Below are 13786 nucleotides of genomic sequence, written 5' to 3'. Positions count from 1 at the left end.
TCTCATTCTCCTACTTCGGGGGGACCAGACAGTGAGCCGCCGGGGAACACATCGGTGTGGCGGTGTCCGTCACCGATTTCGCTGTCGTTGTGCCATATCTTTCCGCTGTCCTGTTTCAGGCCGGCACCGCTGTAGGTCCATTTGCAACCGCCAACCTGAATAACCAGCGTTCCTTTGACCACTCGAACGCGCACGCCAGCGTCCTCGAAGACATTCGCCTCCATGTCATCATTCGGAGAAGGATGCTGGTCGCTGTACCCGCCCCGGATCAGCAGGCCACGGCGCGGATCGCCACCGGGATTGATGACGCCGACAATCTGGCCGACCTTCAGGGGCACCGAGGTTTTCCCGGTCTCCGGATGCGGATACCAGGGGGACAGAAACGGCTTTCCGTTCCGGTCGCCGAGGTTGAGCCGATACCCCTTTTCCTTGTCGACCTGATGGACAGGTCCAACCTTCATGGCGCGGCCGACGACACTTTTCAGTGCCTGAAGCTCGTTGTGAAGGTCGAGGAAAACCTTGACCGTCTCCCGGATACCGTCAATCATGGCCCTGCCCCTTCGATAATGAGGTTCAGCTCATCGAATTCCGGCGCTGTCGCAGGATTCTCATGACCGAGCGCCAGAAGAACATCCCGGGCAAAGAAGAGCCGGGCCTGCAATTCCTCGAAATCTGAAACAGCGGATTCATCCGTCAGGATCTCGCGCCAGACTCGCGCCACTTCGGCATAGGCGGTATCTCCATCCGCCTGGAGGAGATCGAGGCCTTTCTCAATCGTCGGATTGATCCCCGATCCGAACTCGGGCTCCGGCATGACACGTAACGAAACTTCCGTCAGGCGAGAGGCGTGCTTGCGGCCCGTGTCCGGGTCCGCGCCCCGAAAATCCTGCACCTGCTCTATACCCTGCGACAGCTCCATGAAGAGATCGGCCCATGCGCTCCGGCCATCGCAGAGTGCGGCCCGCCACTGGCGATCCATGATATTAAGAACAGCCTCAAGAGCCGCGTCTGTCTCACCGATATTGGCGAGCACCACCGAACCATCGTCCCCGGTGATTTCCTGCGCCGTGGCAACGGCTGCATGAACCATCAGCGTCATGACGTTGGTTCGGCCAAGCAAACCCTCATCCTTCTCGGACTGGCGGGCCATCTCGACCGAGAAGATGAGAAATGGCCTTTTGCCGTCCTGCAGGATATCGGGCAGGGCATCGATCCGGCTGTCATAAACGGAATTGCCGGCAAGCGTAACGCCGCGCACGGCCTCCACAACGGCAATCTGAATGAGCTGGCGAACGATACCCACGGCAGTCAGATCCTCGACAGGTAAGCAATTTCCAGATTGAGAGCGAGGCGCGCGGTGCGCGATACGCGGTAATGTTCGATGGCCGCCGTTCGGGGATTGACCCGGCGCAAGCGGTCGCCATCTTTCAGAGAGTAGGAAAGCAGACCCGCCTCGAAGGTGATGGAGGCTCGCTCTGTCTGGCCCGCTAGATCAGAGGATCTCGCCTCCATCAGCCGCTCCATGTCCGGCGTAAACTCAAACCGGACCTTCAGCGTCGTGACGGGTCTGCTGGCATCCGGGCCTTCCGCCATCTTTCCCGAGATCATCGGCACGATCTCGACCGTCTCTCCGAGCTTCTCGCGATTGTAGGAGGGCAGAAACCCCCGGACACCATTCAAATCCATGGCCGAGCCTCAGGCCTGGCCAGCGCCGGTGGCATCCGGGTTTGCTTGACCCGAGGTATTTGCGTCACCCCCGGCCTGGTGGCCGTCATCGGCACCAGGTGCGCCAGCCTGCACGCCCTCCGGTTTGCCTGCCGAGAGGGGCTGCGTCTGCGGGTCGGCGGGCTTCTGCGCCTTGCCACCCTTTTCGCCGCCAGACTGCTTGACGGGTTTCTCGGTTTTCGGCTGTTCCGGCGGCTCCGCCTGATAAGCGTGCTTGTCGTGAATGAGATGCAGGCCATACTCCTCCGGCACCTCGACGGGTGCATGGGGATCGACCGCCTTGTCTTTCGGGAGGCCCATGGCTGCGGCGGCCAGCAGGCCACCGTTTGCCATGGCAATCCACATGGTTTTCTTCTTCGACATGGTGAAATTCCAATCTGTCGCCCGGGAGGCGCAATGATGGTGGGAGGCGCTGCCCGCTCATTCGGGCAGCGCAGCAAAATGGCCAGATCAGGCCCGCGTCAGGTCAGGGTCAGGCGGCGCAGCGTCTTCGGACGTGTGCAGAGCGAAATCGGGTTCGACTGCACTTCGAGGTCGTAACCCTTGCCGTTCCGCTTCTCGATTGCCTTCGCATAGAACGGCAGGCCGGGCGTGTTGACCGTCTCGTTATAGTCGGCCGGCGCGAAGCGGGTGATATAGAGATCAGGAACGCCGCGAACCGCCACTCTTGCTTCGTCGTGGGCAATGTAGGGGGAGCCGAGATCGTCGGTCGCCTTCTTACCGGTCTTGTAGCGCTCCCAGATGGCACCACCGAACTCGAATACCTCCGGCACATCCTGACGAAGCACTGCGGCTCCATTGCCATAGAGGAAGGTTTCGCGCACCGACTTGTGGCGCCAGAGCACCTTGTGAAGCGTGCGCCCGGTGAAAATGTGCAGACCATCATGCGGCTCGTCGAGGTCGTCTTCGATCCCATAAACGAGGTCCTGCACGATACCCCCGACATCCGTGCTGTCGATATCCAGCTCCAGGGAAATCGCCGCCGGCACTGCGATGCCGAACTGTGTGTAGAGATTGTGCAAAACTGCCCCGGATTTCGACGTGATGATGCCCTTCAGGGCACCAACGCGCTGATGCTCCAGCGTCATCGTAAGGTCCTGCGCATGGCGCGCTGCCTTGCGGTTGACCCGATCTTCCACCTGCTCGGCGGCGTTTTCGGAACCGAAGGCACGAACACCCTGCGATTCTTCGGCGAGAATGGAATCGTTGCGCTCGTAATGCGGAACAGTGAACGGGATCTTCTCGCGGGTGTCGTCGCCCGTGGTCTCACCCGGGCCGCCACGTGCGGACGGTTCGACCAGCGAGAGCTGGCCATCGCGCATTTCCACCGAAACTGTGGTGGTGGTAACACTGTCCTCCTCGAACAGGCCGGCCTTGCTGATCTGGCCGGGACGATAGTGCTGCATATTGACAGCAGCCGTCATGCTTTCGAGGCTGAAGGGATCGCCCGAATGAGCGTTTACGGTGGTCATGTCAGGGCTCTCCTTAGCGTGCCTTGATCTTCGAGCCGCGCAGCTGGGCAATCTTGGTTGCCCGCTTGGTGGCGTCGTTGACGGTGGAATGAACGATCAGCATCGAGGTTTTCACCTCGGCGAGGTCGATGATGGCGAGCGCCTGGACATCCGCCGAGGTCGCATCGACAGGCTCGGCGAGAACGGCGATGCCCGTCTGCGAGCCATCCGCGCCCGTGTCCGGGCTGGCGGTGTATTTGCTGGAAGCCGTGATCTTGCCGAGGATCGTTCCGGCATCCAGTTTCCCGGCCCCGGACACGATGGTGACCGTGTCACGGGACAGCTTGCCCGGCGCTTCCGACAGCAGAAACGCCAGCTTGCGGGGACTTTCCTTGGCCATGTCAGGCCTCCTTTTTCGCACTGTGAGCGCGACGATGTGCAAACACCGCGCTCGGGTTGAGGCCGGAGGTCGCATCCGCCTTGGCCGGAGAGGAATTCGGAGTGGTGAGCGCCGCCGCATTGACACGGCGTTGCTCATAACTTGCAGCCGGCTTGCTCGCCGGGGCTGGGGCGGCGCCGGCGGCGGCGGTGGTAGCGGGCGCGGACGCTTCACCGACATTGGACGAGACGAAAGAAACCACCATGTCGGCCGACATGCCCGGCGAGCCGATCGCAAGCTCAAGGGCCGCCCCCATGCGCTTTGCGTTGCCGGCAATGCCGTCCGCGCCGAGAACTGCGGCGAAGCGCTCGCAGGCGGCATGGTAGCCGGCGGCATAAGTGGCATCGGGACTGAGCGTCCCTGCGACTGGAAGGTTGGCGGCAGCAGCCACCGCAGCGCCGGCCGCTTCGAGCACCGGATCGGCACCAAGAGAGAGGATGGAGCCAGCCTCTTCATGGCTGGCCAGAGATTCCACTGCCGCATCGGCAGCGGGGATCGAGCCGGGCCGCACAGCAGCCAGGATCGACGCATAGAGATGTTTTTTCATTTTGGATTAGCTCCGGTTGACTTCTTTCAGGAAGGCATCGAACGCGATGGCCGGATCTGCGATCGCATCGATAAGTCCGCGCGAAAGAGCTTCCCTCGCGCTATAGGCATCGGCCTCGGTTGCCAGAACCGCAGCCTTCGTGACCTTTCCCTTTCGGGCCTTCGCCACGACATCCGCGAAATCCGCCCGCATCTCTTCGGCCTGGACACGCCAGCGATCGGCAAGTTCGGGAGGAAGCGGCTCATAGGGATTGCCCTGCGCCTTGACCGCTCCGGCACGGATGATGGTGACGGCAATCCCCTCGGTCGATAGCTGCTGGCTGTAGTCTGCATGCAGCATGATGACGCCAATCGAGCCCGCGCCGCCGTATTTCGGGGCGATGATCTGGCGCGCCTGACTGGCGAGCAGGTAGCCTGCTGAATAGGCGAAATCGGTCAGGATCGAGATCGTCGGTTTTTTCTTCGAGAGATCCGCGATCATCTGCGCCGTCTCAAACGCGCCGCTGACCTCACCCCCGAAGCTATCTACTTCGAAGGCAACGCCCTTGATATCAGGCGCACGGTAGGCCGTGGCGATCTGCGCCATCAGCCCCTCGTAAGAGGTGGTGCCCGAGGACTGACCGACATAGCCGCCCTTGTGAACAAGGGTGCCCTCGATCGGGATCAGCGCGACATTGTCGATCACGGCGAAAGGATAGAAACCGGCACGCTGATAGGCACGCCCGACCCGGTCACCTACACGCCCCATGGAAGGCCGGCCATTGCCGAACGCCTGATGCTCGACCGGCTCCGCAACGGAATTGACGATGATCGTGCCGCCAGCAATGCGCGATCCCATGCCATTCAGGAAGGCATGCGCCTTGCGCTCATCATAGAGCAAAGGGGTATTGTAAACGCGTTCGGCAACGCGCCCGTAATGTGCGGTCATGATAGTGTTCCTTCAGTAGCGGAATCGCATTCGGCGCGTCGGCAAGGCGCAGCCGTTCTTCAATCGGCAGGCCCGATCGAGCCGCTCGATTTCCTGATCGAGCAGCTTCAGATTACCGGGAGAAAACCGGACCGTTTCACGGTTCACCGGTGACTGGATCGAGAATTCCTCGACATGTTCGCCCGCAGCCATCCGGATCCGGACCAGTTCAAGCGCCGCCTTCATGGCGCACGGATCGTCGGCATCAACCGGGATCTGATTAATCGTGACCATGCGGGCCATCAGGCGCTTTCCTTTTCCTTATCTTCGGACTGCGCGTCCGGATCGCCCGAGGCAGGCTTGCTGCCGACCTTCCGCTCGAAAGGCGAAACCATGCCCGCATCCACGTAGAGGCGATGGATACGGTGGTTGGCTTCAAACACCTCATGAGCGTCTTGCCCGACAGCCGAGGCCTCTACGTCGAGAGAGCTTGTGCCGTTGAAGATCCGCTCGCTCGCAGCCTTTGCCGCCTTGTGATCATCGGCTGTTGGCTTTGACGGACCGAGGCAGGTTGCCCAGAGCACAAGGTCACGGTTCGCTTCGTAAGCTTCGACACCACCCTTGAAGGGGATATGACCTTCCGAGATCTGCTCATCGAGAAAACTGGCATAGGGTGTCAGGACATGAGGTGCCGCGATCCTGTCCGTGCGCCTGGTAGCGATGGGCCAGAGCGAGGCGTTTTCCATCATGGTGCTGGCATAAGTGGCGGCAGTGTAGTCCAGAGTGTAACCACCATAGCTCACGCCAAGGGCACGTGCCGTCTCTCGGTGAAGCGAACCGGCAAACGGCAGGTAATCCTTGCCCGGCACCTTCGCCGTCTCGATCCCCAGTCTTTCGCCTGACGCAAGATGGGAAATCCCGGCGCCCGGCCCCAGCCTTATTTCTGCTTCCGCAGCCCGATCGAGCTGGGCCTTGTAATAGTCGACGAAGTCACTCGCGAGTTCTTCACCAGCCTCGCCAGCCGTTTCCTTCATTGCTTCGAAGGCCTCGAACACATCGGCCGTTGGCCGATCGCTGGTGATCGTGATCGCGTAGATCGTCTGAAGGAACGCCATCTGCGCGGTCGCATCGTCGAGGTTCTCGGCCATCAAAAGCTTGCGGAATGTGCTGGCGAGCGGCGTGACGCCCCGAACATCTTCCGGCGAGAAGGGATCGAAGGCATGCATCACGAGCTGACGGCCATCAGCATCCCGCGCAGCATAATCACGTTTCACGGTGAGACCGGAGCGGCGCTCGCTCATCCGATAGGCAATAGGCCGGCCGAGCGTATCATGCACCACACCCTGGAACAGGCCTTCCACCTCATTGGTGTCTTGCACCAGGCGCTGCGGTGAAACGACAGAGAACTTGGTGCCAGTCTGGACACCCGGCGGCCGCTCCGCTTTCGGGAGATAGGTGAGGACACCGATGCTCTCACCAAAGGCCATCCAGCTCCGCATGCCGATATCGGCCTGCTGGTGGATATTGAACTTGCCCTGCAGATGACACTCGGCAGCATTCCAGCACCAGGGATTGAAACGGCTCTTCACCATTCCGATAAAATCGGCAGCCTCCTTCTGGTCATAGCCGAGAAGGGTCAAGTTCGGCTGCGGATTGAGGGTGAGCGCCGTGCCGATCGTGTCGGCAATGATCTGATCGGCAACACCCCTCAGCCTGCCGCTGTTCTGCAGCATGTCCATGGCGAGGCCTGCCGCCCGTGACCAGACGCGCCGCACCTCGTCCCGATGCTCGCGAAGCGAGGCCGGCCGAGATGCAATCACCCCGGACTGGCTATCGCGCAGATAGGAAGCGCTGCGGCCCGCCTTGACGCGGACGCGGGGCTTCACCGTCTGTTCTTCCATCGGTTTTTCCTTTCGGGCTTGGCAGGTTCCGGTTTGGCCATCGCCTCGCTGACCGCCTCTTCCACCGGCTTGCCGGCGGCAACCGCCGCTATCGCTTCTGTGACGGTTGCCAGGAGATCGATCTCGGTTTCTGGCTCGCGGGCGGCTCGAATGGCCGCCCACTGGCTTTTTGTCAGACGGGACAGGCCGAGATGTTCGGCCATCGCCATCGCGTAGATCCGGCAGTCGAGGAAGTGGTTGTCAGGCCTGCGTTGCGCCCATTCTTCCTTGAGCTTCCCCTTCACCAGTTTCTGCGTGAAGTATTCCGCCGTGAGCTGCTGGAAATACTCCTCCCCAAGCTCACTGTGGAAATGGCAATAGCCCGGAGGGTCACAAGCCTCGCCGGCCTTCAGGCCGACCTTGTGCAGGTTCCCGTAAAGCTCCGCCTTCAATGACCAAGTTCCGACAGGCCAGGCCATTGCCGAGCCATATTTCCGACGCTTGCCCCTCTTCGTGACCGCCTTCCTCTGCGGCACGCTGATCGCGGGAACCCCGCGCCCGGGCATGCCCTTCACCGCATAGGTATTTGGATGCCGCCGACACCATTCCAGCACCTGGTTGGTGCGATAACCCGCGTCGACGCCAAGCGCCTCGATCCTGCGAAGGACGCCATGCGCATCGGGAAACTCCTGAGTGTAGAATTCCTCGAGGAGCTTCCACGCGCCTTCCTGCGGATTGTCGGTCGCACCTTGCAGCAGCTCGGCGGTGACATTCCAGCTCTGGCGATCCTCACCAAAGGACACGACTTCGACATAGATCCCGTAGGACTGCACGTCGGCACCGGCCACCGTGAGGAGGCCACCTGCCGGAATGGAACCCGGTGGATATTCTTCGCGGCGCTCCATGAGGCGCTGATGATCAGGCGCATTCCCCTTCATCTGATAGGGCAGAGCGCAAATCAGGTTGGCATAGTCTTTCGCGCCCGCCTCGCCCTTTGCCTCATAGCTGATCTTGTCCTCGGCAATCGCCTCATAGGACATCATCAACGACATGAACGCATCCACGTGGAAACCGGGATGCCGATCGGGATCGGTGTCGGTCGGAATGTAGCGCCCTGCCCTTACTGCCGGCACCCGCTCCATTTCGGAGATATGATGGGTGCAGGCCTGACAGCGCATGACGGTCTTGTGCGGTTGCTTCCTGTCGATCAGCAGATAGGCATCACGCTGCACCTGCTCTGTCTGACACTCGGGGCAGCGGATGTACCAGAAACGCTGGTCCGATTGCCTAAAGTCCCGATCGATGCGGCAGTGTCCCGGCCCTTCACCCAGCGCGTCGCCGCTATCAAGTTCCGGCGTGGAAAGGGCGAGGATCTTGTAAGTCTTCTGCCTGCGAAACGCGGTGAAGCGCCCGAAATACAGGTTCTCCGGATCTGCGCCATTCGGCAGCATCTGCCACTTGGACACTTCGTCCTTGACCCCGTAGCGCGTGGTCTTGGCCGAAAGGTCCATGACCGTGTTCGCGTTTGCGAGGTAAATCACGCCACCCGGAAACTTCTTCTCATAGGTGGTGGACCCGTCACCAGACCGGCTGGTGGTCGGCATGATGACCGACTTTTCCGTCTTCTTCTGCCACTCATCGATGAGCGGCTGGAGCTTGCCCGAGTTGATATCGCGCAGCGCATCGATACCGGGAACCCCGTAGATCGCATTGTCCGGGCAGGTCTCGGCGATGTAGAGCATCCAGGCGAGCGCAAGGATGGAAACGCCGGTCTGCTGGGCTTTTCGGACCGTCACCAGATTGCAGGGATGCTCCTGACTGAGGCATTGCGCGATCTCCAGCAGGTAAGGCGCATCCTCGGGCGACCAGAGTTCTCCCTTCTTCGGTCCATCCACGAGGACGATATTCTTCGGAAGCCAGAGGTCAAACGGAACCGGAGCCAGAGGGCGCATACCGCGCGCCATGATGCTGGCAACGGTTCGTATCGCACCCGGGTGAATGGTCACGCGTCTTCCTCTTCGATCGGTGGATCAAATTCGGGCGCCGAAAGCGCAATGGTCTGCACCTTGTCGGCCATCTCGTTCCCGATCTCGAAGGCGATCTTTCGGAGAAGCGTCCGGACGCCGTGTATGCCTTCCTTCGAAACGGCAAGGGCTATTTCGTCGGCTCTGTTCGGAAGCCTGCGGATCACTGCCTGCAGCTCGGCGGCGATCGCTGTCGTCGCCTGGTCGATCAGGTCACGCCGCACCAGCTGGCCGCGCTCCTCCTGCATGCGGAGCTTTTCTCGGCTGACCTTCAGCCATTCTGACTGTCGACGGGCCTCTTCGAAGCTGTCCTCGCTTCGGATCGGCGCGGTCGGAGGCGGCTCAACTGGCACACGGCCATCGCTGATCCCCCCATCGATACCGCGCAGCGGCGCCGTGGCCTTGGCCGGGTTCACATGGCGCTGGCGAAAGTGGTCATAATGGGCAAGCGAGATCCCCATGACCTGCCCCTGCCCGCCACGCTCGACCGGTGTTTCCGGGCGATCTTCGAGCAAGCGCTTCACGGTTTTGGAAACCGCAGCCTTGGAAATCCTGTCGCGCGCAGCGATCTGCGCGATCGACCACATGATCTCGGTCATCGTTAACCCGTCTGTTAACCGCCGCGTTAACCCGTTAACCCCGTTAACCCAACTTTTCGAGCTGTCTGTCTGTCAGGATTCCGGGCCGTTCTACGCCCGTTGACCCCGCCGGCGGCATACGGTCCCTAATGGGAGGGGGGGTCAGCTGAAGAGCCCGCCGGTCAATCGGTTCATCTCGTGCATGACCCGCTTCGCAAGTTCTGCCTCGACGACATGCATGAAGGCATCGCGGCTCGCCCCCTGGAGCATCTCGGTTGGGATCACCACACCGGAATCGAGGAAGCGAATTCGGCGGCGCCAGCTGCTCTTGCCAGTCGCACCAGGATCGACCGGCTGATAAACATGGCCGTTCAACTTGCCAGCCTTCTTCCGGTTAGGCCGGCGACCGCTGGTCATGAATGCCCCCGCGAAAAGCTTCCTCTTTCCAAAAGGTGCCGCCGTCACACCCTGCCGGGTTTCGCGTGCCTTGAAATACTTGAGCGAGATATCCCCGCCCCTCGACGACAAGACATATTCGAGGGAGCCGCGCCCAGCATCGAAGCTCGCTGCATTCTCGCTCGCGCCCCAAGCCCGTCCGGTTCTCACGGCGTTCTTGATCACGCCGTAATTCAGTCCCGTCTGCTTGGCCAAAGCCCGGATAACTTGGGTTCGCGCCTTGTCGCCAGTGTGGTTGACCGCTCGCTGAAGAGACAGATGTTTCTGGTGACCGTTCAGAACACCCAGCATGTTTTCCATGCGCTGGATGCCGGATATGTCTTGCCAACGGATCGAAAGGGACATGGGAGCCCTTACAGTTAAGGCGACCATCAGGCCGCCTTGTGTCTGCTCATAGCTGTAGCACTGACCCTGAATCGGTGTCTCTCTTGAGACGGTCAGGGCTGGGGATGGGGCACTGTTCCCTGAGGCCTTAGCCTACTCTGGCCGTCGTCTAGCGTCGGCGATCGGAGGGTGTGCTTGCCCAACTCGTCCAGTGCCAAATGACTCTCACAGCCTTTTCAGAAAGGCAAGAGGCATACTTTCGATTTCGAATGACTTTCCATCGGTCAAAATTTGCACGCGAGCTTTCGCTTCCCGCGACCATTTCACAGCCAGGAGGCGGCAAGTGAAACCTGCGAATGGCCCGGTCACTATCTCGCCTTCGTCACCTTGCTTCCATGACTTGTCCGTGGAGACTCTGGCGGCTCCAGAAACGATAAACCGTTTGAATGAGTTGATAGTTTCGTCCGATATGGAATAGGCATTCCCGCCTCTCCCACCTATCACGCAGTGCACATAGCGTTGCCGAGCTAGGCCGCTGATGGCAGCATCAGTTCCGATGCAGCGCACGAAAATGTACTGAGGGAATATGATATCGTCTCGCTCGATCTTCGTACCGCGCACAACGCTGGTTACGCGTTCGGTCGGCAAAAAAACCTCGACGCCCGCCCCCTTCAGATCGTCCTGGACGGAAAACTCCCGCCCCTTTGTCACCTGTAGACAATACCAACGGGCCGATTCGGGGTTCATAGCTGCGACTTCCATGGATGCTTCTTTCAAGTTTTTTGCTGCGATTCGGCGCATGCGATCTGAAAACCGCTCCGCTGTTTTCAATGCGATGGGAGCCCCCCCAATGTTTCTATGCTGCATCATCAACATCCCTCGCTTCCATTGTGGAGCGCACAGCGCGCTCGAATTCATCAAGCCCTTCCGGGCCACCCTTGGGGAAATAGACAACCGGCAGGCTTGCGGGCGGAGGAATGAATTGCCACCCACGCCGCTGATGTTCCTCAATCCATCGGTGCCAAAGGTCAGAACCGACCTTCACCGGCTCGCAGAGATGCTTGAGCCCTTCGAAGATCGCAGCAACGGTGACATGCCCACGCTCACGAGCTGCTGTGTGCAGGCGCATTACCTCGGGATAGCCTTCGGTTGGCATACGGCGCTCCCGCTCCTGCGCTTCGAAGTTCGACGGGAACAGAATGGTGCCATTGCTTTCGGTGAGCCCGATCTTAGCGAGGAAATTCTGAGCCGCTTCAGTGCTTCGCCGGGCATGGGTGTCATAGGTCGCTTTGACCAAGCCCCGTAGGTTTTCGGGCAATTCGAAGTAAACCGGGCCTGACAGCAATGCCCACGCACGCGCAGCGCTGAACGCCGGACCGTAGACCGGAACGGGGCATTTCCCGTTCGACACCACCGGTGCGCCGCCTGCCACAGGCCGTACCGCTGCCCGATCCGCATCGGTGAGCATTTCCCAAATCTTGTCCCGGAAGTAATTCGCCACGGGCATGGGCTTTCTGACTTTCTCCCGCTTGCACTTCGCCAGAAATGCATCCCGGCCGGCGCAGGCAAGCTCCCGCTCTTCTGCCGACAATTGCGCAAACTGCTTGGCAATGTGCCCCACGGTCGAGGTTGTCCAACGCGGCCACTCCCCTTCCCGGTATCCCTCGCCAGTGCAGAACTTCTGTACCCGCTTCACCAGCTCGGCATTCGCAACTGTTGGGCTTCCATTCCCATCCGATCCAGTTCCAGCGCGCTCGCGCCCTCTCTCTGTCTCGTTAGATTGGGTAGTTAAATAACTGTCGTTAATAGGTGCCGGTCCAGGACCGGCAGGGGGTGCCGGTCTAGAACCGGCAGGGGGTGCCGGTATACCGGCAGGGGGTGCCGGCTCACCGGCAGGGGTCGAGGCCGAAACTTCCGCAAAAATAGGATCATTGTCCTCATCCGGCTCGCCTGCCCATGCGGAAATCAACTCGCGGGAAACAGCGCGATCGAGTACCACGCGGTACCAGTGAGCGCTGTCCCGTCCGTCATTGCTTTCGACGCGAAGCTTTTCAATGGCGCCAATGTCGGCAAGGCGGTTGATGGAATCCTGCACGGTAGAGCGACCACAGCCGAGCTGCTCAGCCATCTTCACCTGGCTGCGCCTGCACCAGCCTTCTTTGTTGGTGTGAGATCCGAGGAGACACAGAACCTGAAGATCCCTGCCCTTCAGTCGGCTGTCCGTGATGATCCATGCGGGAACAATCGAGAAGCGAGGACTGCTCATTCCGCAGCCTCCAAGGCAGCTGCCTCGAACTTGCCGATGTTCATAGCCATCAGATCGGCATAGCGCTGATGGATAGAGTCGGCCGTCAAATGCTGGGATCGGAAACCATAAAGCTCGCTCACTTGATTGCGAGCAGCGCACAGTATCTCTGCCTCCTCATCTGAGAGCATACGAGTAGGCCAACCCTTCACGTAGAGCATACCCTTTGTGATGGTGCTTTCTATCGCCCTGCGGCGGTCAGCCCTGGCCTTGGCAACCGCATGGGCCTCCCGCATTTCTGCTGAGAGAAGTTGCGGGTTCACATCGCCGAGCCAGCGAGCCCCTTGGAATGCAAAGCTGCTGTCGATCTCTAACTGCACCATTCGGCGATACAGCTCATGCGACTCTTCCCGCGCCGAAGCGGCGACCATATCAGCGATGTTCGACATTATGCAGAAACGACAAGAAACCCTGCTCATGCCGAATTCGCGATAGGCGGGATGGGGCCGCAAGCCAGACTTTCCGATAACAGCAAACACGTCATCGGCCGTCAGATCGATGATCGGGCGCCAGTTGAGGATGCGGCTGGAGGCGTCGATGTCAGAGACCGGCATGCGGGCGCGGTTGCGGCTCTCCTCACGGCGAACGCCGGTCACGTTGACGATCTGCTGTCCATTAAACATTCGCTTCAGCTTGGCGATGATCACATGGGTCTTCTGTTCCGAAGTGCAGAACCTCATGCCCGGGGTCGACCAGCATGGCACCAGGGTGACGGTGCTGAGGGATTCGTATCGAGTCTTGCTGGATAGCCAGCGGCTTTCCCATCTCTCCATCAGCCCGCCCGCTTTACGGCGGACAACGACGAGGTCGCACCTCAGATGGTCCGCAAGTTCTTCGCAGATGTGCAGGCTGTCATTCCATTCTACCATCCCGAGGTCTGCATGTATAAGAATACGGGGGCCAGCGTGGCCAAGCTGGTCGAGATAGTGAAAGGTTGTCAAAGCAGCGGCTTGGCTGTCTTTCCCGCCCGACACCCCGATTGCAACAGCAGCGTTCGCCAAAATCGCTTCATCCACAGGTCGAGCGGTTACGATTTCACCGGACCGAACCCTCAATTCTGGAAACAACGGAAGAATGGTCACATCTGACCCCCTTTCGACAATGCGGATCCGCGCAGGTCACCGCCGTTCAAGTAGCAAACAAACGGATGA

General features: G+C 60.3%; 16 protein-coding genes. All 16 read right to left on the bottom strand.

Features of this window, described 5'->3' with window-relative positions:
* Nucleotides 1-2 precede the first annotated feature (2 nt).
* The 16 genes from ACT54B_RS09390 to ACT54B_RS09315 all read right to left on the bottom strand — a co-directional run bounded on the left by ACT54B_RS09390 (nt 3) and on the right by ACT54B_RS09315 (nt 13717).
* Entirely contained in the window at nt 3-548 is a 546-nt protein-coding gene (locus ACT54B_RS09390; RefSeq protein WP_476044446.1) for a baseplate assembly protein, read from the bottom strand.
* Nucleotides 545-1303 (bottom strand): hypothetical protein, encoded by a 759-nt coding sequence (locus ACT54B_RS09385; RefSeq protein ID WP_476044445.1) that lies wholly within the window; start codon nt 1301-1303, stop codon nt 545-547. Before ACT54B_RS09385 ends, ACT54B_RS09390 begins: the two co-directional genes overlap by 4 nt.
* Nucleotides 1304-1308: 5 nt before the next feature.
* Nucleotides 1309-1686, bottom strand: a complete 378-nt coding sequence (locus ACT54B_RS09380) for a hypothetical protein (protein WP_476044443.1) — start codon at nt 1684-1686, stop codon at nt 1309-1311.
* A 9-nt stretch (nt 1687-1695) separates the two neighbouring features.
* Entirely contained in the window at nt 1696-2088 is a 393-nt protein-coding gene (locus ACT54B_RS09375; protein WP_476044442.1) for a hypothetical protein, read from the bottom strand.
* 98 nt (nt 2089-2186) lie between these two features.
* A complete protein-coding gene (locus ACT54B_RS09370) occupies nt 2187-3197 on the bottom strand; it encodes a major capsid protein (RefSeq protein ID WP_476044441.1) in 1011 nt (336 codons plus the stop codon).
* 13 nt (nt 3198-3210) lie between these two features.
* Complete coding sequence (locus tag ACT54B_RS09365; RefSeq protein ID WP_476044440.1) at nt 3211-3576, bottom strand: head decoration protein; 366 nt, start codon at nt 3574-3576, stop codon at nt 3211-3213.
* Nucleotide 3577: 1 nt separating this feature from the next.
* Nucleotides 3578-4162, bottom strand: coding sequence for a hypothetical protein (locus ACT54B_RS09360; protein ID WP_476044439.1), 585 nt, complete (start codon nt 4160-4162; stop codon nt 3578-3580).
* 6 nt (nt 4163-4168) lie between these two features.
* Nucleotides 4169-5089 carry a S49 family peptidase gene (locus ACT54B_RS09355; RefSeq protein ID WP_476044438.1) on the bottom strand — a complete coding sequence of 307 codons (921 nt, stop codon included), beginning with the start codon at nt 5087-5089 and terminating at the stop codon, nt 4169-4171.
* 12 nt (nt 5090-5101) lie between these two features.
* Complete coding sequence (locus ACT54B_RS09350) at nt 5102-5371, bottom strand: hypothetical protein (protein WP_476044437.1); 270 nt, start codon at nt 5369-5371, stop codon at nt 5102-5104.
* On the bottom strand, nt 5371-6969 hold the full coding sequence (locus ACT54B_RS09345) for a phage portal protein (RefSeq protein ID WP_476044436.1): 1599 nt from the start codon (nt 6967-6969) through the stop codon (nt 5371-5373). The genes ACT54B_RS09350 and ACT54B_RS09345 overlap by 1 nt, the downstream gene beginning before the upstream one ends.
* A complete protein-coding gene (locus ACT54B_RS09340; RefSeq protein WP_476044435.1) occupies nt 6951-8954 on the bottom strand; it encodes a terminase gpA endonuclease subunit in 2004 nt (667 codons plus the stop codon). Before ACT54B_RS09340 ends, ACT54B_RS09345 begins: the two co-directional genes overlap by 19 nt.
* Nucleotides 8951-9571 (bottom strand): hypothetical protein, encoded by a 621-nt coding sequence (locus ACT54B_RS09335; RefSeq protein WP_476044434.1) that lies wholly within the window; start codon nt 9569-9571, stop codon nt 8951-8953. Before ACT54B_RS09335 ends, ACT54B_RS09340 begins: the two co-directional genes overlap by 4 nt.
* 141 nt (nt 9572-9712) lie before the next feature.
* Nucleotides 9713-10306, bottom strand: coding sequence for a hypothetical protein (locus ACT54B_RS09330; protein WP_476044433.1), 594 nt, complete (start codon nt 10304-10306; stop codon nt 9713-9715).
* A gap of 249 nt (nt 10307-10555) precedes the next feature.
* The gene (gene nusG / locus ACT54B_RS09325) at nt 10556-11206 is read right to left on the bottom strand and encodes a transcription termination/antitermination protein NusG (RefSeq protein WP_476044431.1); all 651 of its coding nucleotides are present in this window, start codon (nt 11204-11206) and stop codon (nt 10556-10558) included.
* Complete coding sequence (locus ACT54B_RS09320) at nt 11187-12596, bottom strand: helix-turn-helix domain-containing protein (RefSeq protein ID WP_476044429.1); 1410 nt, start codon at nt 12594-12596, stop codon at nt 11187-11189. Before ACT54B_RS09320 ends, nusG begins: the two co-directional genes overlap by 20 nt.
* Nucleotides 12593-13717, bottom strand: coding sequence for a phosphoadenosine phosphosulfate reductase domain-containing protein (locus ACT54B_RS09315; protein WP_476044427.1), 1125 nt, complete (start codon nt 13715-13717; stop codon nt 12593-12595). Before ACT54B_RS09315 ends, ACT54B_RS09320 begins: the two co-directional genes overlap by 4 nt.
* Nucleotides 13718-13786 lie beyond the last annotated feature (69 nt).

This window comes from Gellertiella sp. DMC107 (genome assembly GCF_056313605.1).
The sequence above is the reverse complement of the archived record's forward strand: the minus strand, read 5'-3'. Positions and strand labels throughout refer to the sequence as shown.

What these genes read in the sequence shown, in the direction of transcription:
- ACT54B_RS09380 (WP_476044443.1), bottom strand. Translation starts at nt 1,686, where the DNA reads ATGGATTTGAATGGTGTCCGGGGGTTTCTGCCCTCCTACAATCGCGAG.
- ACT54B_RS09355 (WP_476044438.1), bottom strand. Translation starts at nt 5,089, where the DNA reads ATGACCGCACATTACGGGCGCGTTGCCGAACGCGTTTACAATACCCCT.
- ACT54B_RS09350 (WP_476044437.1), bottom strand. Translation starts at nt 5,371, where the DNA reads ATGGCCCGCATGGTCACGATTAATCAGATCCCGGTTGATGCCGACGAT.
- ACT54B_RS09320 (WP_476044429.1), bottom strand. Translation starts at nt 12,596, where the DNA reads ATGAGCAGTCCTCGCTTCTCGATTGTTCCCGCATGGATCATCACGGAC.
- nusG (WP_476044431.1), bottom strand. Translation starts at nt 11,206, where the DNA reads ATGTTGATGATGCAGCATAGAAACATTGGGGGGGCTCCCATCGCATTG.
- ACT54B_RS09345 (WP_476044436.1), bottom strand. Translation starts at nt 6,969, where the DNA reads ATGGAAGAACAGACGGTGAAGCCCCGCGTCCGCGTCAAGGCGGGCCGC.
- ACT54B_RS09330 (WP_476044433.1), bottom strand. Translation starts at nt 10,306, where the DNA reads ATGGAAAACATGCTGGGTGTTCTGAACGGTCACCAGAAACATCTGTCT.
- ACT54B_RS09360 (WP_476044439.1), bottom strand. Translation starts at nt 4,162, where the DNA reads ATGAAAAAACATCTCTATGCGTCGATCCTGGCTGCTGTGCGGCCCGGC.
- ACT54B_RS09370 (WP_476044441.1), bottom strand. Translation starts at nt 3,197, where the DNA reads ATGACCACCGTAAACGCTCATTCGGGCGATCCCTTCAGCCTCGAAAGC.
- ACT54B_RS09375 (WP_476044442.1), bottom strand. Translation starts at nt 2,088, where the DNA reads ATGTCGAAGAAGAAAACCATGTGGATTGCCATGGCAAACGGTGGCCTG.
- ACT54B_RS09365 (WP_476044440.1), bottom strand. Translation starts at nt 3,576, where the DNA reads ATGGCCAAGGAAAGTCCCCGCAAGCTGGCGTTTCTGCTGTCGGAAGCG.
- ACT54B_RS09390 (WP_476044446.1), bottom strand. Translation starts at nt 548, where the DNA reads ATGATTGACGGTATCCGGGAGACGGTCAAGGTTTTCCTCGACCTTCAC.
- ACT54B_RS09335 (WP_476044434.1), bottom strand. Translation starts at nt 9,571, where the DNA reads ATGACCGAGATCATGTGGTCGATCGCGCAGATCGCTGCGCGCGACAGG.